This window comes from uncultured Pseudokineococcus sp. (genome assembly GCF_947495735.1).
GTDB lineage: Bacteria > Actinomycetota > Actinomycetes > Actinomycetales > Quadrisphaeraceae > Pseudokineococcus.
The window spans coordinates 315,181-333,823 of the sequence record NZ_CANMAA010000001.1 but is presented as its reverse complement, the minus strand read 5'-3'; the positions used below and the strand labels follow the sequence as shown (position 1 = coordinate 333,823).

Genomic DNA, 18,643 nt, shown 5'->3' with positions numbered 1-18,643 from the left:
CCGGGGCCGACCGGTCCGCGACGCGGGGGGCGACGACGGACGACCTCCGAGGCGCCCTCTCCGCCGGGGTCCGCCGGCTCCGGCGCACGGGTCGGGCAGTGGCACAGTGGCCGCCCGTGCCTGCCGATACCCCTCCCATGAGCAGCAGTCCCGCCCCCCGCAGCGCCCCCTCCCCCCTCGGGGTCCACCTCGTGCCGGGCGGCGCCACCGCGGCGGTCTACGCCCCGCACGCCGAGCGGGTGGAGGTCTGCCTCCTCGACGACGACGGCGCCGGGGGCTGGGCCGAGCACCGCGTCCCGCTGGAGGGCCGGACCCACGGCGTCTGGCACGGGCACCTGCCGGGCGTCGCCGCGGGGCAGCGCTACGGCGTGCGCGCGCACGGGCCCTGGGAGCCCGAGCGCGGGCACCGCTTCAACGCCGACAAGCTGCTGCTCGACCCCTACGCCCGCGGCCTGGCCGACGAGGTGCGGATGGACGCCTCGCTCTTCGGCCACGAGGTCGACGAGGCCTGGGCGCCCGTCGACGGACCGGCGCGCTCCGGCGGCGCCCGCCGGCGCAGCACGAGCGACTCCACCGCCAGCGCTCCCCACGGCGTCGTGCTGCCCGCGCGGCGCGCCGCAGCCTCCGGCCGGCCGAGGACCCCCTGGTCGGAGACCGTCGTCTACGAGGCGCACGTGCGCGGCCTGACGATGCGCCACCCCGACGTCCCGCCGGAGCTGCGGGGCACGTACGCCGCCCTCGGCCACCCGGCGGTGGTCGGGCACCTGCGCGACCTCGGCGTGACGGCGCTGGAGCTGCTGCCCGTGCACGCCATCGCCGAGGAGCCGTGGCTCGCGCGGCGGGGGCGCCGCAACGCCTGGGGCTACAGCACGCTGTCCTACTTCGCCCCGGCCCCCCGCTACGCCAGCGCGGCGGCTCGCGCGGCGGGTCCGGCCGCGGTCGCCGACGAGCTCGCCGGCGCGGTGGACGCCCTGCACGCGGGCGGCCTCGAGGTGCTCCTCGACGTCGTCTACAACCACACGTGCGAGGGGGGCGTGGAGGGCCCGACGCTGTCCTTCCGCGGCCTGGACGCGGAGGCGTACTACCGCCTGGACTCCGCGGGCCTCGACGTGGACGTCACCGGCTGCGGCGGCACGCTCGACTCCTCCTCCGCCCGCGTGGTCCAGCTCGTCCTGGACTCCCTGCGGCACTGGGTGGACGCCTACGGGGTCGACGGCTTCCGCTTCGACCTCGCCCCGGCCCTGGCGCGGGGCCGGGACGTGGCCTCCTTCGACGCCGAGCACCCCTTCCTCGTGGCCGCGCGCCAGGACCCGGTGCTCGCCGACGTGAAGCTGGTCGCGGAGCCGTGGGACGTCGGCCCCGGCGGGTGGCGCACGGGCCAGTTCCCCCTCCCGTTCGCCGAGTGGAACGACCGCTACCGCGACGACGTGCGCAGCTTCTGGCTCGCCGACGCCGCGCGGGCCCGCCGCGGGGAGCACCCCGAGGTCGGCGTGCGCCACCTGGCCACCCGGCTCGCCGGCTCCGCCGACCTGTTCGCCCACGGCGCGAGCACGGACGCGTCCCGGCGGGGCCCGCTGGCCTCGGTCAACCTGCTCGCCGCGCACGACGGCTTCACGCTCGCGGACGCGTGCGCCTACGTGTCGAAGCACAACGAGGGCAACGGCGAGGACAACCGGGACGGCCACGGGGACAACCGCTCCGACAACCACGGGGTCGAGGGACCGACCGAGGACCCGCAGGTCGCGAGCGCGCGCCGCCGCTCCGTGCGCAACCTGCTGGGGACCCTGCTGCTCTCCACGGGCGTGCCCATGCTGCTGGGCGGCGACGAGATGCTCCGGACGCAGGCCGGCAACAACAACGCCTACGTCGTCGACGACGAGGGCGTCTGGCTCGACTGGCCGGCCCTGCGGCGCGGCGGCCCGGAGGCCGACCTGCTGGCGACGGCGCGGCGGCTGGTGGCCCTGCGCCGCGAGCACCCGGTGCTGCGCCAGGACACCTTCGCGAGCGGCCGCCCCGTGCACGACGACGGGACGACCGACCTCGCCTGGTTCGGCCCCGACGGGCGGCCGATGACCGAGGACCGCTGGCACGAGGCGCACCTGCGGACGCTGCAGATGTTCCTGCACGGCGACCCGGTGGACCACCGCTCGCTGCTCGTGGTGCTGCACTCCGGGGCGGGCAGCACGCCGGTCCACCTGCCGGCGCAGCCGTGGGCGCACCGGTGGGAGCTGCTGTGGGACAGCACGTGCGAGCGCCCCGAGGACGTCGCGGCGGCGCGCGTGGACGCGGGCGGCGTCGTCGAGCTCGGCCCCACCTCGCTGCGGGTCTACGCCGCCGAGCGGCCCTGAGCCGGCCCTGAGCCGGCCCTCGGACGGACCTCGAGGCGGACCCGGGGACGACTCCGGGACCGGCCGTCGTCGCCTCCCCCGGCGGCGACGGCCGGACCGCTTTGACAGCGCCTCGGGCGCCTGCCTACCGTCCGCCACGGTCACGAGTGCCAGCGCGAAGCCCCGGCTCGCTGGTCAGCAACCCTCCGCCACGGCGGGGTGCTCCGGGTGAGGACCAGGTCGTCGCGCGACGGATGCGCGCCGGCAAGCGTGGCCCACACCCGGGTCTGCGCCTCCGCGTCCGCGGCGGCTGTGCCGTCGCGCCTGGCACCAGGAGCACGACCCCCGTGATCGAGCTGTCCTCCCTCGTCAAGACCTACCCGGCGTCCGGCCAGCGGGGCGGGCGCCCGGGCCGCCGCGGCGCGCGCCGGGACGACGCCGCAGCCCCGGGCGAGCCGGAGGCGCAGGAGGAGCTGAGGGCTCGGCAGGACCGGACCGCCGGGGCCCGCGCCCGCCGGGGCGCGCCCCAGGGGGTCGGGGAGGTCCGGGCGCTGGACGACGTCAGCATCAGCGTGCCGGCCGGCGACGTCGTCGGCGTCGTGGGGCCCAGCGGGTCGGGCAAGAGCACGCTCGCGCGCTGCGTCAACCTCCTCGAGCGGCCGACCTCGGGCCGGGTCGTCGTCGACGGCGAGGACCTCACGGCGATGGGCCCCGCCGGGCTGCGCGCCGCCCGGCGCCGCATCGGCATGGTCTTCCAGCACTTCGACCTGCTCGGCTCGCGCACCGCCCTCGGCAACGTGGCGCTGCCGCTGGAGCTGGCCGGCGTCGACCGCCGCGAGCGCGAGCGCCGGGCCGCCGAGCTGCTCGACCGCGTCGGCCTCGCCGAGAAGGCGGGCGCGCGCCCCTCGCAGCTGAGCGGCGGGCAGCAGCAGCGGGTGGCCATCGCCCGCGCCCTCGCCGCCCGCCCGTCGGTCCTGCTGTGCGACGAGGCCACCTCCGCGCTCGACCCCGCGAGCACCGCCGGCGTGCTGGCCCTCGTGCGCGAGCTGCGCGACGAGCTGGGCCTGACGGTCGTCGTCGTCACCCACGAGATGGACGTCGTCCGCAGCGCGTGCGACAGCGCCGTCCTGCTCGAGCGAGGACGGGTCGTGGACGAGGGCAGGCTCTCCGAGGTCGCCGACCGCCCCGGCTCGCCGCTGGCCTCGCGGCTGCTGCCACCACCGCCGCCCGCGCCCCTGCGCGAGGGCAGCGCGCTGCTGCAGCTCGTCGTCACCGGCGGCACCGAGGAGCCGGTGCTCAGCGCCCTCGTGCGCGAGCACGGGCTCGACGTCGCCGTCGTCGGCGGCCGGGTCGAGCACCTGGGCGGACGCCGCTCCGGCCACCTCCAGCTGGAGGTGCTCGGCGGGGCCGCGGAGCGGGCGCCGCGCCTGCGGGCCGCGACCGCCGCGCTGCGCGAGCGCGGCGTCCTCGTGGAGAGCGCCCCGTGAGCGCGCTGGCGGACCTGCTGCCCCTGGCCCCCCAGCTGGCCGAGGCCACCCGCGAGACGCTGCTCATGGTCGCGGTCGCCACCGGCCTCGCCGTCCTCGGCGGCGTGCCCCTCGGGGTGCTGCTGCTGCTCACCGCACCCGGCGGGCTCGCCCCGCACCGCGTGGTGCACCGGGTGCTGGGCCTGGCCGTCGACCTCGGCCGCTCGCTGCCGTTCATCATCCTGCTGGTCGCCGTCGCCCCCGTGACGCGCGCGGTCGTGGGGACGACCATCGGCTCCGCGGCCGCGATCGTGCCGCTGACCATCGGCGCCGTCCCGTTCCTCGCGCGCCTGGTGGAGACGTCGCTGCGCGAGGTCGCGCCCGGCAAGGTCCAGGCCGCCCTGTCCATGGGCGCGCGCCGCCGCGACGTCGTCCGCGCCGTGCTGCTGCCCGAGGCCATGCCGTCGGTGGTGGCCAGCTGCACCGTCACCGTCGTGGCGCTCGTCGGCTACTCCGCCATGGCGGGCGCCGTCGGCGGGGGCGGCCTGGGCGACTTCGCGATCCGCTACGGCTACCAGCAGTTCCGCACCGACATCACGCTCGTCACGGTCGCCCTGCTGCTGGTCGTGGTGCAGCTGCTCCAGCAGCTCGGCGACGCCGTGGCCCGCCGCCTGTCGCACCGCTGAGCGCCCCCGCCCACCTCCCGGCCCGGGTCCCGCACCACCGACCCGGGCCCGCCCGCTCCCCCCGCCGGGCCAGACGGCCCACCCACCCACCGGAAGGCACCGCCGTGACCCGCACCACCCGAGCCCCTCGCGCGCTGCGCACCCCCCTGCCGGCCCTGGCCGCCCTGGCGCTCGCCGGCTCCCTGGCCGCCTGCGGCGGCGGCGAGGCGGAGCTGAGCGCCGCGGACGAGCCGCTGCGCGTCGGCGCCTCGCCCGTGCCCCACGCCGAGATCCTGCGCTTCGTGGACGAGGAGCTGGCCGAGGACGCCGGCCTCGAGCTCGAGATCACCGAGTTCACCGACTACGTCCAGCCCAACGTGGCCCTGGACGACGGCTCGCTCGACGCGAACTACTTCCAGACGGTGCCCTACCTGGAGGAGCAGGAGCGGAGCGCCGGCTACGACTTCACCGCCCTGGAGCCCGTGCACCTGGAGCCGCTGGGCGTCTACTCCCAGCGCTTCGACTCCCTCGAGGACGTCCCCGAGGGCGCCACGGTCGCCATCCCGAACGACCCCACGAACGCCGCCCGCTCGCTGCGGCTCCTGGAGGCCGAGGGCCTGGTCGTCCTCGACGACACCGGCGACGACGCGCCGACGGCCCTGGACGTGCTCGAGGGCGGTCGGGACCTGGACATCACCGAGGTGGAGGCCGCGCAGGTGCCCCGCTCGCTGCAGGACGTCGACCTCGCCGTCGTCAACGGCAACTACGCCATCGACGCGGACCTCTCCCCCGCGGAGGACGCCCTGGCGCTCGAGGAGGCCGAGGGCAACCCCAACGCCAACCTGCTCGTCGTCCGCGCGGGCGACGAGGACGACGAGCGCGTGCAGCTGCTCCAGGAGCTCCTGCGCTCGCCGGAGACGCGGGCCTTCCTCGAGGAGACCTACGCCGGCGCGGTGCTGCCGGCCTCCTGAGCCGCACGACCCGAGCGCGCAGGCGCCCCCGCCCGACGGCCGTCGTGCGGGGGCGCCTGCGCGTCCGGGGTCAGGCGTTCGCGACCAGCCCGAGCTCCGTCGGCGAGGCCAGGAGAGGGTGCCTCGGCAGCACCCGGACCGTGTAGCCGACGGCGCCCGTGCGGCGCAGCGGGATCTCGCCGGCGTAGCTGTGGCGCCCGTCCTCCAGGGACTCCGCGAGGGAGAGGGAGACCGTGCTCGTGGTCTCCAGCTCGTCGGCGTCGGTGACGCGGCCGTGCACGACCTGGACGTCGACGTCCTGCGGCGACAGCGCGCCGAGGGTGACGTGGGCGCGGACGGACAGGACCTCGCCCAGCTGCGGGGCGTCGGACAGGCCCACCGACTCGGCGTGGTCGACGCGCACGCCGTCCCAGCCGCTGCGGACGCCCTGCACCCACGTGGCCAGGCTGCGGGCGCCGGCGTGGGAGTCGGCCGCCACCACGCGGCCGCTCTGCGCCGCCGGCACGTAGAGCCGCTCGACGTACTCCGCGACCATCCGGCTGGCGAGCACCTTGGGGCCGAGGGTCGACAGCGTGTGGCTGACCATCTCGAGCCAGCGCGCCGGCGGCCCGTCTCCGCCCGGCCCGGAGCCGTCGTAGAAGCGCGGCGCCACCTGGCTCTCCACGAGGTCGTACAGCGCCGAGGCCTCGAGGTCGTCGCGCCGGTCGGGGTCCTCGACGCCGTCGGCGGTCGGGATGGCCCAGCCGTTCTCGCCGTCGAACCACTCGTCCCACCACCCGTCGAGGATGGACAGGTTGAGGCCGCCGTTGAGGGCCGCCTTCATGCCCGACGTGCCGCACGCCTCGAGCGGGCGCAGCGGGTTGTTCAGCCAGACGTCGCACCCGGGGTACAGCGTCTGCGCCATGCCGATGTCGTAGTTCGGGAGGAAGACGATGCGGTGGCGGACCTCCGGGTCGTCGGTGAAGTGCACCAGCTGCTGGATGAGCCGCTTGCCCGAGTCGTCGGCCGGGTGGGACTTGCCCGCGATGACCAGCTGCACGGGCCGCTCGGGGTCCAGCAGGAGGGCCTTCAGCCGCTGCGGGTCGCGGAGCATCAGCGTCAGGCGCTTGTAGGTCGGCACGCGGCGGGCGAAGCCGATGGTGAGCACGTCGGGGTCCAGGACGTCGTCGACCCAGCCGAGCTCGGCCGAGGTGGCGCCCCGCTCGAGCCACGAGGCCCGCAGCCGGCGTCGCACGTCGGCCACCAGGGACGCGCGCATGTCGCGGCGCGCCGCCCACAGCTGCGCGGCCGGGACCTCGCCCGCGCGCGACCAGGCCTCGGGACGGGTGGTGGGGTCCTGCCCCGTCGAGGCCTCGACGAGCTCGCCCAGGCGGCGGTCGACCCACGTCGGCGCGTGGACGCCGTTGGTCACCGAGGTGATGGGCACCTCGGTGGCGTCGAAGCCCGGCCAGAGCCCGTCGAACATCCCCCGGCTGACGTCGCCGTGCAGCTGCGAGACGCCGTTGGCGCGCTGCGCGAGCCGCAGGCCCATGACCGCCATGTTGAAGATGCCGGGCTGGCCGCCCGGGTAGTCCTCGGCGCCGAGCGCGACGAGCCGCGCGCCGTCGACCGCCGGCACCGCGGCCGTGACGTACTCGCGCACCTGGGCGGCGTCGAAGCGGTCGATGCCGGCGGGCACGGGGGTGTGCGTGGTGAAGACGGTCGCCGCGCGCCCCGCCTGCATCGCCGCGTCGAAGCCGAGCCCGGCCCCCAGGGCCTCGCCGATGCGCTCGACGCCCAGGAAGCCCGCGTGGCCCTCGTTGGTGTGGAAGACCTCCGGGGCGGGGGCGCCGGTCAGGCGCGACCACAGGCGCAGGGCGCGCACGCCGCCGATGCCCAGCAGCATCTCCTGCAGGAGGCGCTTCTCCCCGCCGCCGCCGTAGAGGCGGTCGGTCGTGGAGCGGACGGCGTCGTCGTTGTCCTCGACGTCGGAGTCGAGCAGCAGCAGCGGCACGCGGCCGACGTCGGCCTTCCACACGTGCGCGTGCAGGGTCCGGTCCCCCGGCAGCGCCAGGGAGACGGTGCACGGGGAGCCGTCCGCCTCGCGCAGCTGCGTCAGGGGCAGGCCGGCGGGGTCCAGGACGGGGTAGGTCTCGGTCTGCCACCCGTCGCGGGACAGCGACTGCGTGAAGTAGCCCTGGCGGTAGAGCAGGCCGACGCCGACGACGGGGACGCCGAGGTCCGAGGCGCTCTTGAGGTGGTCACCGGCGAGGATGCCGAGGCCGCCGGAGTACTGGGGCAGCACCGACGTGACGCCGAACTCGGGCGAGAAGTAGGCGATCGAGGCGGGCCCGCCGCCCTCCCAGCCCGACGAGGCGCCCTGGTACCAGCGCGGCTCGGAGAGGTAGGCGTCGAGGTCGGCCTCGGCGTCGCGCACGCGCGCCACGAGCGCCTCGTCGCGCGCCAGCTCGGCCAGCCGGTCCGGGCCCACCTCGGCGAGCAGGGCCACCGGGTCGTGGCGCACCGCCTCCCACACCCGCGGGTCGACGTCGCGGAACAGGTCGCGGGTGGGCGCGTGCCACGACCAGCGCAGGTTGAGGGACAGGCGGCCCAGCGCGGCGAGCGGTGCGGGCAGCGCGGTGCGGACGGTGAACCGTCGGATCGCTCTCACGGGCGCCGAGGCTAGCCACCGGGGCGCCCGCCGTCGCCCCCTGCGCGGGACCGGGCGCGGGACCGGGCGCGCGGTCCGCCCGCGTGTGGCGCGGGCCCGGTCTCGGTAGGTTCGCGTCCGTGCCGACCTCGCGACGCCCGTCCACCGACCGAACCGGCGCCCGGCAGGCCCCCGGAGGAGGCCCGCCCGCGACCGCAGGGGCTGCCGACGACGACCCGACGCAGCCCGCCGCGGCGACGTCCGCGGCCCCCGTCCAGGCGCCCGCCGGCGCCTCGCCCGCCACCTCCTCGCCGACGTGCGTCATGGGGCGCATCCCCGTGGTGGACCTCGCCCCCGTGGTCGACGGCGGCCGGTGGCCGGCGCGCGCCGTCGTCGGCGAGGCCGTCCCCGTGACGGCGACCGTCTTCCGGGAGGGCCACGACGCCGTCGCCGCCGAGGTGGTGCTCCTGCGCCCGGACGGCTCGGAGGCCTCGCGCACCCGCATGACCTGCGTCAACCCGGGGCTCGACGCCCACCGCGCCGACGTCGTGCCGGACGCGACGGGCGAGTGGGCCTTCCGCGTCGAGGCGTGGTCGGACCCCTTCGGGACGTGGGAGCACGGCGCCCGCATCAAGGTCACCACGCCCGGCGTGAGCGACGCCGACGCGGCGCTGGCGCTGGCCGACGGCGCCCTGGTGCTGGAGCGCGCCGCCGACGTGGACGGCCGCGGCGCCGCCGACGCCGAGGCCCTGCGGGCGGCCGCGCGCGGCCTGCGCCAGGAGGACGCCGCCCTCGCGGAGCGCTTCGCGGCGGGCACCTCGCCGGAGGTCCTGGACGCGCTCGGGCGCCTGCCGCTGCGCGACCTCGTGACCGCGACCCCGGACGCCCGCCTGGTGGTGCAGCGCCCGCTGGCCCTCGCCGGCTCCTGGTACGAGATGTTCCCCCGCTCCGAGGGGGCCCGCTACGACGAGGCGGAGGGCCGCTGGGTCTCGGGCACGATGCGCACGGCCGCCGAGCGGCTGCCGGCGATCGCCGAGCAGGGCTACGACGTCGTCTACCTGACCCCGGTGCACCCCATCGGCCGCACCTTCCGCAAGGGGCGCAACAACACCCTCGACGCCGCCCCGGAGGACCCGGGCTCGCCGTACGCCATCGGCTCCGAGGACGGCGGGCACGACGCCCTGCACCCCGACCTGGGCACCTTCGAGGACTTCGACGCCTTCGTCGCCCGCTCGCGCGAGCTCGGCCTCGAGGTGGCGCTCGACCTGGCGCTGCAGTGCTCCCCGGACCACCCGTGGGTGCGCGAGCACCCGGAGTGGTTCGTCCAGCGCGCCGACGGCTCCATCGCCTACGCCGAGAACCCGCCGAAGAAGTACCAGGACATCTACCCGGTCGACTTCGACCGCGACCCCGAGGGCATCTACGCCGAGGTGCTGCGGGTCGTCCTGCACTGGGTCGAGCACGGCGTGACGCTCTTCCGCGTCGACAACCCGCACACCAAGCCGGTCGAGTTCTGGGAGTGGCTGGTGGCGGAGGTGGCCCGCGACCACCCCGACGTCGTCTTCCTGGCCGAGGCCTTCACCCGGCCCGCGATGATGCACGGCCTGGCGAAGGTGGGCTTCCACCAGAGCTACACCTACTTCACCTGGCGCAACACCAAGGAGGAGCTCACCGAGTACGTCACCGAGCTCACCGGCGACTCCGCCGCCTACATGCGCCCGAGCTTCTGGCCGACCACGCACGACATCCTCACGCCGTTCATGAGCCAGAACGGGCGGGCCGCCTTCGAGCTGCGCGCCGTGCTCGCGGCCACGATGTCGCCCACCTGGGGGATCTACGCGGGCTACGAGCTCGTCGAGGACGTGCCGCGCCCCGGGGCGCAGGAGCAGATCGACAACGAGAAGTACCAGTACAAGCCGCGGGACTTCGACCGGGCGCTCGTCGAGGGGCGCAGCATCGCCCCCCTCCTTCAGCGCCTCAACGAGCTGCGCCGGGAGCACCCGGCGCTGCAGCGCCTGCGCGGCACGGTCTTCCACCCCACCGACTCCGACCAGGTCATCGCCTACACCCGCCACCTGCCGGCGGAGGTCTCCCCCACCGGGGAGGAGGACCTCGTCCTCGTCGTCGTGTGCCTGGACCCCCAGCAGTGGCACCAGACCTGGGTCCGCCTCGACATGCCCGCCCTCGGCCTCGGCTGGGACGAGCAGGTCGTGGCCGAGGACGGCCTCAGCGGCGACCGCTGGACGTGGGGCCGCGACGTGTACGTCGACCTCGGGCCCGGGCGCCCCGCCCACGTCGCCTCCCTGACCCGCGGCACCTCCTCGACCCCCGACGGGGGCGCCGCGTGAGCACCCCACCCACCACGACGGGAGGCCCGATGACCGGACCCCTGCCCACCGCACCTCCCACCGGGCCGGCCACCGGCCCGCTCCCCGCGCAGGGCGGCTCGCCCGCCACCGGCCCCGTGCCGGTCGTCGGCGGGGGCGGCGGCGCCAGCGCCGGGGACGACGCCGGCCTGGCCGGCGGCACGGCGAGCGCCCTCGGCTCCTTCGGCGGAGGCCTGTCCGACGACCCGGACTGGTACAAGAAGGCCGTCTTCTACGAGGTGCTCGTCCGGGCCTTCGCCGACTCCAACGGGTCCGGGTCCGGAGACTTCACGGGCCTGATCGGCCGGCTCGACTACCTGCAGTGGCTCGGCGTCGACTGCCTGTGGCTGCCGCCGTTCTACGCCTCGCCGCTGCGCGACGGCGGGTACGACATCGCCGACTACTACTCGGTGCTGCCGGAGTTCGGCACCCTCGCCGACTTCACCGAGCTCGTGCAGCAGGCGCACGCCCGCGGCATCCGCATCGTCACCGACCTGGTGATGAACCACACCAGCGACGCGCACCCGTGGTTCCAGGCCAGCCGCAGCGACCCCGAGGGGCCCTACGGCGACTTCTACGTCTGGAGCGACACCACCGAGCGCTACGAGGACGCCCGGATCATCTTCGTCGACACCGAGACGTCGAACTGGACGTTCGACCCGGTGCGGCGGCAGTACTTCTGGCACCGGTTCTTCTCCCACCAGCCGGACCTCAACTTCGAGAACCCGGCGGTCGCCGAGGCCATGTTCGACGTGGTCCGCTTCTGGCTGGACCTCGGCATCGACGGCTTCCGCCTGGACGCCGTGCCCTACCTCTTCGAGGAGGAGGGCACCAACTGCGAGAACCTCCCCCGGACGCACGAGTTCCTCAAGGAGCTCCGGCGGATGGTCGACCGCGAGTTCCCGGGGCGGATCCTGCTGGCCGAGGCCAACCAGCCGCCCGAGGACGTCGTCGCGTACTACGGCGAGGCCGACGACCCCGAGTGCCACATGTGCTTCCACTTCCCGGTCATGCCGCGGCTGTACTCCTCGGTGCGCGAGGGCCGTGCGGCGCCGGTGCTCGACACCCTGGCCGAGACGCCGGACATCCCGGTCGGCGCCCAGTGGGGCACCTTCCTGCGCAACCACGACGAGCTGACGCTCGAGATGGTCTCCACCGAGGAGCGCGCCGCGATGTACGGCTGGTACGCGCCGGACCCGCGCATGCGCGCCAACATCGGCATCCGGCGGCGCCTGGCCCCGCTGGTCGACGGCTCGCGCGCCGAGGTCGAGCTCCTGCACGCGCTGCTGCTGTCCCTGCCCGGCTCGCCCTGCCTGTACTACGGCGACGAGATCGGCATGGGCGACAACATCTGGCTCGACGACCGCGACGCCGTGCGCACGCCGATGCAGTGGACGCCCGACCGCAACGCGGGCTTCAGCACGGCCGACCCCGGCAAGCTCTACCTGCCGACGATCCAGTCGCTCGTCTACAGCTACGGGGCCGTGAACGTGGAGGCCTCCCTCGCGAGCTCCTCCTCGCTGCTGCACTGGGTGCGCTCGCTGCTCGCGCTGCGCAAGGAGCACCCGGTCTTCGGGATGGGGACCTACGTGCCCCTGCACGCCGACAACCCGGCCGTGCTCGCGTTCCTGCGCGTGCTCGACGCCGGCTCGACCCCCCGCGGGACGGCGCCGGAGACGGTGCTCTGCGTCGCCAACATGGCGGCCACCCCGCAGGCCAGCGTGCTGCGCCTGCCCGGTCAGGAGGGGCACGACCTGCGGGACCTGTTCGGCGGCAGCGGCTTCCCGCGCGTCGGCGACGACGGGACGGTCCCGGTGACGCTCGGCGCCCGGGACTTCCTCTGGCTCGCGGTGGAGGACCGGTGAGCGCCGGGACCGCTCCCGACGAGCGGGTGCCCCAGGACGAGCTGCTCGAGCTGCTGCGGGCGTGGATGCCGGGCCAGCGCTGGTACCCGGCCAAGGGGCGCCGGGCCGACCTCGAGCTCCTCGGGTCGGTCGACCTGCCGACGGCCCCGGGCGCGGACGGGGTGGCCTGCGCCCTCCACGTGCTCGCCGTGCGCACCGAGGACGGCCCCGCGGTCGTCCAGGTGCCCCTGGCCGTGCGCCCCGCGCCCCGCGAGGGCGCCGAGGCGGCGCTCGTGGGCGTCCTCGCCGACGGCCGCGCCGTCTACGACGGGCCGGCCGACCCCGACCTCGTCGCGGCGCTGCTCGGGCTCGTCGCCACCGGCGGCACCGCGGCGGGCGACGCCCCGGCCCGCGCCGCCGGGCGCCTCGCGCCGGGCGCCTCGCTCGACCCGGCCGCGGCCTCGAGGGTCCTGGGCGGGGAGCAGTCGAACACCAGCGTCGTGCTCGGCGCCGGGACGCCGGACCCGGCCATCCTCAAGGTGTTCCGCGTCCTGTCCCCCGGCGAGAACCCCGACGTCGTCGTCGCGACGGCGCTGTGGGTGGCCGGCTGCGAGCAGGTCGCCCGTCCCCTGGGATGGGTGAGCGGCTCGTGGACCGACGCCGACGGGACGCCCGCCACCGGGCACCTCGCCGTCGTGAGCGAGTTCCTCACCGGCGCGCAGGACGCCTGGCGCGAGGCCTGCCGCGCCGTCGAGGACGGGACCTCCTTCGCCGAGGGCGCCCGCTCGCTCGGGCGCGCCACGGCCGAGGTGCACCGCGCCCTGGCGGGCTCCTTCGGCCGCACGCCCGTGACGGCCGCGGCCCGCGACGACCTCGTCGAGGGCCTGCGCGAGCGGGTGCGGTGGGCCCTGCGCTCGGCGCCGGCCCTGGCCGCCCACCGGGAGGTCCTCGAGGCCCACGCGGCCTCCCTGGGGGACCTCCCGCCCGCCGAGGAGCTCCCCCCGCTGCAGCGGGTGCACGGCGACTACCACCTCGGGCAGGTCCTGGCCGTGCCCGAGCGCGGGTGGGTCGTGCTCGACTTCGAGGGCGAGCCGCTGCGCCCGCTGTCCGAGCGCGTGCGCCCCGACGTCGCCGTCCGCGACGTCGTGGGCATGGTCCGCTCGCTCGACTACGCCGGCGCGCACGTGGTCGCCGGCCGCCAGGACGAGGCGCTCGCCGAGCGCGCCGCCGCGTGGACCGCCGAGGCCACCGAGGCCTTCCTGTCCGGCTACGCCGAGGTGGACGACGACCCGCGAGCCCGTCCCGGCACCGCCCTCCACCGGGCCCTGCTGCTCGACAAGGCGCTGTACGAGGTGGTCTACGAGACCCAGCAGCGCCCGCAGTGGCTGCCCGTGCCCCTGGGAGCCGTCGAGCGCCTGCTCGCACGGACCCCCTCACCCTCGCCCGAGGAGACCCCCGTGGACGACAGCACCCCCGCTGACCCCGGCACGAGCCCCGCACCGACCGGCGACGCCCCGGCGAGCGCGGGGGCGGCCCGCCACCCCGTGCCCGGCGACGTCCTGGACGCCGTCGCGCACGGCGCGCACGCCTTCCCCCACGACGCCCTCGGCCCGCACCCGCACGACGGGGGCGTGACCGTCCGCGTGCGCCGTCCCCTCGCCGAGCGCGTGGTGGTCGTCACGGCGGCCGGGCGCACCGAGCTCGAGCACGAGCACGACGGCGTCTGGGCCGGCGTCCTGCCGACGTCCGAGGTGCCCGACTACCGGGTCGAGACGACGTGGCCGGGCGGCGCGAGCGACACCGCGGACGACCCGTACCGCTTCTGGCCGACGCTCGGCGAGGTGGACCTCCACCTCATCGGGGAGGGCCGCCACGAGCAGCTGTGGACGGTGCTGGGCGCCCGCGTCCTGCGCTACCCGGGCGAGCTCGGCGACGTGACCGGCACGGCCTTCTCGGTCTGGGCGCCGCACGCCCGCGGCGTCCGCGTCGTCGGCGGCTTCAACCACTGGGACGGCCGCTCGCACGCGATGCGCTCCCTCGGCTCCACCGGCGTCTGGGAGCTGTTCGTGCCCGGCGTCGTCTCCGGCGAGGTGTACAAGCTCGAGATCCAGGGGCAGGACGGCGTCTGGCGGCAGAAGGCCGACCCGATGGCCCGCGCCACCGAGGTGCCGCCCGCCACCGGCTCGGTCGTCACCGAGTCGAGGTACGCGTGGGGGGACCAGGCGTGGCTCGAGCGGCGCGCCGCCCGGGACCCGCACTCGGGGCCGATGAGCACCTACGAGGTGCACCTCGGCTCGTGGCGCCAGGGCCTGTCCTACACCGAGCTCGCCGAGCAGCTCGTGAGCCACGTCCAGGCGCTGGGCTTCACCCACGTCGAGCTCCTGCCCGTCGCCGAGCACCCCTTCGGCGGCTCGTGGGGCTACCAGGTCACCTCCTACTACGCGCCGACGTCGCGCTTCGGCTCCCCGGACGAGTTCCGCCACCTCGTCGACGCCCTCCACGCGGCGGGCATCGGCGTCATCGTCGACTGGGTCCCCGGCCACTTCCCCAAGGACGAGTTCGCGCTGGCCCGCTTCGACGGCGAGGCGCTGTACGAGCACCCGGACCCCCGCAAGGGCGAGCACGTGGAGTGGGGCACGCTCGTGCCGGACTACGGCCGCCCCGAGGTGCGCAACTTCTTCGTCGCCAACGCCGTGTACTGGCTCGAGGAGTTCCACGTCGACGGGCTGCGCGTCGACGCGGTCGCCTCGATGCTCTACCTCGACTACTCGCGCGAGAGCGGGCAGTGGGTCCCCAACCGCCACGGCGGGCGGGAGCACCTCGAGGCCATCGAGATGCTGCAGGAGTTCAACGCGGTCTGCTACCGCCGGGTCCCGGGCATCGTCACGATCGCCGAGGAGTCCACGGCGTGGCCGGGCGTCACCCGCCCCACGGACGCGGGGGGCCTGGGCTTCGGCCTGAAGTGGAACATGGGCTGGATGCACGACAGCCTCGACTACGTCGGCGAGGACCCGATGCACCGGGTCCACCACCACCACAAGCTGACGTTCTCGCTGGTGTACGCGTTCTCCGAGCAGTACGTGCTCCCGATCAGCCACGACGAGGTCGTGTACGGCAAGGGCTCCCTGCTGCGGAAGATGCCGGGCGACCGGTGGCAGCAGCTCGCGAACGTGCGCGCGTACCTGGCCTTCATGTGGGCGCACCCCGGCAAGCAGCTGCTGTTCATGGGCTCGGAGTTCGCCCAGGACCAGGAGTGGGGCGAGGGCCGCAGCCTGGACTGGTGGCACCTGGACGACCCGGGCCACCGGGGCGTGCAGCAGCTGGTCACCGACCTGAACGCGCTGTACGTGGCCCACCCGCAGCTGTGGGAGCGCGACTTCGACGGCAGCGGCTTCGAGTGGCTCGACGCCGACGACGCGGGCCGCAACGCCGTCTCGTTCGTGCGCCGTGACGCCGCGGGCCGCCCGCTCGTGGCCGTGGTCAACTTCGCCGGCCAGCCGCACGAGGGCTACCGCGTCGCCCTCCCGCAGGGCGGCGCCTGGCGGCAGGTGCTCAGCACCGACGACACCGCCTACGGCGGCTCGGGCGTCACCAACACCGGTCCGCTGCAGGCCGAGGACGTGCCCTGGAGCGGGCGCGACGCCTCGGTGGCCCTGCGCGTGCCGCCGCTCGGCGCGGTGTGGCTCGTGCCGGACGACGAGGACGAGCGCCTCGCCGCGGGCGGGGCGGCCGGCTCCTGACCGGGCCCGCACCGGTCGGCGCGCGCCCCCCGAGGCCCTCCGGGGCCTCGGGGGGCGCCGTCGTCCCGGGGTCGACCGCCGCGCGCGGGCCCGCGGACGGCGTGGCCGACCTCGGGGACCTGGCCGACCTGCTCGCGGGGACGGGGCCGCACGAGGCGGTGTCGGAGAGCCTGGCCCGGCACGTGGCCCTGGCGATCTCCGAGGGCGCGCGGCGGGTGCAGGCGGTGCACGCCGCCGACGACGCAGCCACCGCGTGGGCCGCCGCGCGGGCGGGCCTGCGCCGCGAGGGCGTGCTGCGCGGCGTCCCCGTCGCCCCGGGCGTCCCCGGCCCGGGCTCACCGACCCCGGGAGCCCCCGCCGTGCACGACCTCGCCGTGGTCGCGCACGTGGCGGGCGACCCGGACGCCGGGACCGACGCGCTGCCGGCGATCCTCCCGCTGCTCCCGACCTCGCTGCTGGCGGCCGGACTGGTGCTGCGCGACGGCGCAGGTCGCGTCCTGCTGCTCCGGACGTCCTACAAGGAGCCCTGGGAGGTGCCCGGCGGCCTGGTGGAGGACGGCGAGGGCCTGCGGGCCGCCGCCGCCCGCGAGGCCCGCGAGGAGCTGGGGCTCGACCTGGCGCCCGGGCGCCTGCTCGTGCTCGACCGGCGCTCCGGCGACGGCCGCCAGGGCGAGCGCGCGCTCGCCCTGCTCGACGGCGGCGTCCACGACGTCGACCTCCCCGCCCGCTGCCGCTTCCTCGACGGCGAGGTCCTCGAGGCGGCGTGGTGCACCCCCGCCGAGGTCCGGGCCCGGACGGGAGCGGGCCTGGCCCAGCGGGTCGAGGCGGCCCTCGACCGCCTCGAGACCGGGGAGCAGAGCGCCGCGCTCCTCGCCGACGGGCGCCCCGAGACGGCCTGAGGCGCCTCGTCCCCCGGCCCGCTCTCAGGCCTCCTCCGCCGCCCGCCGCATCGCCGCGAGGTCGAGCCGCCGCATGCCGAGCATCGCCTCGGTCGCGCGCCGGGCCCGGCCCGGGTCGGGGTCGCCGAGGAGCTCGGCGAGCCCCTCCGGCACGACCTGCCAGGAGACGCCGAAGCGGTCCACGAGCCACCCGCACTGCGACTCCCGGCCGCCACCCGCGAGCAGCGCCTCCCAGACGCGGTCCACCTCGGCCTGGTCGGCGCAGGCGACCGAGAGCGAGAACGCCTCGGTCGGCGGGGAGCCCGGCCCGCCGTTGAGCAGCACCAGGCGCTGGCCCGCGAGCTCCAGCTCCACGGTGAGCACGCCGCTCGCCGGCCCCGGCGCCCCCTCGGGGTAGGGCGTGGTCCGCAGGACGCGCGCGTCCTCGAAGACGGAGACGTACAGGTCGGCGGCCTCCTCGACGCGCCCGTCGAACCAGAGGGTGGGGGTGATCCTGCTCGGCGCCACGGCGCGCTCCTCCTCGTCCGCGGGGCCGGTCACTCCGTCCCCGTCCTCGAGCAGACCCTCTCGTGGTGCCGGGCTCATCGGCGGCGCCGGGCACCACCGCGGTGCGCGCGCTGCGCGAGCCCTCAGCGGTGCGCCAGCAGCGCCCGGGCGGTGCCGCCGTCGACGACGAGGTCGGTGACGAGGCCGGCGGCCAGCGCCGCGGCCAGGGCCGGCACCTTCCCCGTGCCCGCGACGGCGCACACCCGCCGCGGGATGCGCCGCAGGGCCGGCGGGGGCGGCCCGCTGGAGCGCGCGTTGAGCGGCACCCCCTGCCAGCTGCCGTCCGCGCGCAGGAAGACGGTGCACACGTCCCCGACGACGCGCTCCTCGGCGAGCGAGAGGCGGTCGGCGTCGGTGAGGTAGCCGGCGGTGTACACCCGGCTCGGCACGCCCGCGGCGACGGTGCCCACGCCGAACAGGGCGATGTCGCAGCGCTGCTGGAGCGCCAGCACCCCGCGCACGCTGCGCTCGCGCCACATGGCGCGGCGCGTGGCGGCGGCGTCGAAGAAGGCCGGCACGGGGAACTGGTGCACCTCCGCGCCCCACGCGGCGCCGAAGCGGTCGATGACCTCCCCGGCGTAGCCGAGGCCGCTGCTGCGGGTGTTGGCGGCCCCGTTGAGCTGCACGACGTGGGCGTCGACGGTCGAGCGCGCCCCGAGCTGGCGGCCGACGGCGCTGGTGGTGGTCCCCCAGGCGACGCCGAGGACCATACCGCTGCCCATGAGGCCGTCCAGGAGCGCCCCCGTCCTGGCGGCCACCCCCTCCAGCCGCGCGAGGTCGCTCGCCCCCTCGGGCACCGGCTCGACGACCGCGTCGACGCCGAAGCGGTCGCGCAGCGCGGCCGCCAGCGCCGATGCACGTCCGTGCACGGTCCCGACGCTGACCTGGACGATCCCCCGCGCCCGGGCGGCGTCGAGCATGCGCGAGACGGTGCTCCGGGAGACGCCCTCCTCGCGGGCGACGACGTCCATGGTCACGCGGTCGACCCAGTACCGACGGGCCACGCGCTCGAGGTCCTCGTCGTCGGCCGCCACGTCCGCCTCCCCCGCCCGCCGCGCGCGCGGGGACGTCCGCCCCGCCGCCGCCAGTGTGCACGTCCGTGCAGGCGCTGGGCGAGCGACGGGCCGCGGGCGCATGCTCGCGGCCACGGACGAGGGCGCCGACCGGGCGGCCTCCCCGACCACCGCGGG

Annotated in this window: 11 protein-coding genes and 1 riboswitch; of the genes, 8 read left to right on the top strand and 3 right to left on the bottom strand. The window is 76.4% G+C overall.

The window, feature by feature from the left end; all coding sequences use genetic code 11:
- Nucleotides 1-137: 137 nt before the first annotated feature.
- The 4 genes from glgX to Q0848_RS01340 all read left to right on the top strand — a co-directional run bounded on the left by glgX (nt 138) and on the right by Q0848_RS01340 (nt 5,429).
- Nucleotides 138-2,348: a glycogen debranching protein GlgX gene (glgX, locus tag Q0848_RS01355; protein WP_299033705.1), complete on the top strand. Its 2,211-nt coding sequence runs from the start codon at nt 138-140 to the stop codon at nt 2,346-2,348.
- A 138-nt stretch (nt 2,349-2,486) separates the two neighbouring features.
- Nucleotides 2,487-2,604: riboswitch (SAM riboswitch) on the top strand.
- Nucleotides 2,605-2,674: 70 nt separating this feature from the next.
- Nucleotides 2,675-3,814: a methionine ABC transporter ATP-binding protein gene (locus Q0848_RS01350; protein ID WP_299033703.1), complete on the top strand. Its 1,140-nt coding sequence runs from the start codon at nt 2,675-2,677 to the stop codon at nt 3,812-3,814.
- A gap of 65 nt (nt 3,815-3,879) precedes the next feature.
- Nucleotides 3,880-4,479: a methionine ABC transporter permease gene (locus Q0848_RS01345; RefSeq protein WP_366146366.1), complete on the top strand. Its 600-nt coding sequence runs from the start codon at nt 3,880-3,882 to the stop codon at nt 4,477-4,479.
- Nucleotides 4,480-4,583: 104 nt separating this feature from the next.
- Nucleotides 4,584-5,429, top strand: a complete 846-nt coding sequence (locus Q0848_RS01340; protein ID WP_299033698.1) for a MetQ/NlpA family ABC transporter substrate-binding protein — start codon at nt 4,584-4,586, stop codon at nt 5,427-5,429.
- A 70-nt stretch (nt 5,430-5,499) separates the two neighbouring features.
- Here the strand turns inward: Q0848_RS01340 and glgP are convergent, their stop codons facing one another.
- Nucleotides 5,500-8,079 carry an alpha-glucan family phosphorylase gene (gene glgP / locus Q0848_RS01335; RefSeq protein ID WP_299033695.1) on the bottom strand — a complete coding sequence of 860 codons (2,580 nt, stop codon included), beginning with the start codon at nt 8,077-8,079 and terminating at the stop codon, nt 5,500-5,502.
- Nucleotides 8,080-8,381: 302 nt separating this feature from the next.
- On the opposite strand from glgP, the gene Q0848_RS01330 reads away from it, so the two are divergent.
- The 4 genes from Q0848_RS01330 (at nt 8,382) to Q0848_RS01315 (ending at nt 16,907) form a co-directional block, all read left to right on the top strand.
- Nucleotides 8,382-10,406, top strand: coding sequence for an alpha-1,4-glucan--maltose-1-phosphate maltosyltransferase (locus Q0848_RS01330; protein WP_366146365.1), 2,025 nt, complete (start codon nt 8,382-8,384; stop codon nt 10,404-10,406).
- Nucleotides 10,407-10,435: 29 nt separating this feature from the next.
- Nucleotides 10,436-12,289: a maltose alpha-D-glucosyltransferase gene (treS, locus tag Q0848_RS01325; RefSeq protein WP_299033690.1), complete on the top strand. Its 1,854-nt coding sequence runs from the start codon at nt 10,436-10,438 to the stop codon at nt 12,287-12,289.
- Nucleotides 12,286-16,008, top strand: a complete 3,723-nt coding sequence (gene glgB / locus Q0848_RS01320; protein WP_299033687.1) for a 1,4-alpha-glucan branching protein GlgB — start codon at nt 12,286-12,288, stop codon at nt 16,006-16,008. The genes treS and glgB overlap by 4 nt, the downstream gene beginning before the upstream one ends.
- Nucleotides 16,009-16,109: 101 nt before the next feature.
- Nucleotides 16,110-16,907 carry an NUDIX domain-containing protein gene (locus Q0848_RS01315; RefSeq protein ID WP_299033684.1) on the top strand — a complete coding sequence of 266 codons (798 nt, stop codon included), beginning with the start codon at nt 16,110-16,112 and terminating at the stop codon, nt 16,905-16,907.
- A 24-nt stretch (nt 16,908-16,931) separates the two neighbouring features.
- On the opposite strand, the gene Q0848_RS01310 is transcribed toward Q0848_RS01315, so the two are convergent.
- Both Q0848_RS01310 and Q0848_RS01305 read right to left on the bottom strand, forming a co-directional pair.
- Nucleotides 16,932-17,447 carry a VOC family protein gene (locus Q0848_RS01310; RefSeq protein ID WP_299033681.1) on the bottom strand — a complete coding sequence of 172 codons (516 nt, stop codon included), beginning with the start codon at nt 17,445-17,447 and terminating at the stop codon, nt 16,932-16,934.
- 89 nt (nt 17,448-17,536) lie between these two features.
- Nucleotides 17,537-18,487 (bottom strand): sugar-binding transcriptional regulator, encoded by a 951-nt coding sequence (locus Q0848_RS01305; protein ID WP_299033679.1) that lies wholly within the window; start codon nt 18,485-18,487, stop codon nt 17,537-17,539.
- Nucleotides 18,488-18,643: the final 156 nt, after the last annotated feature.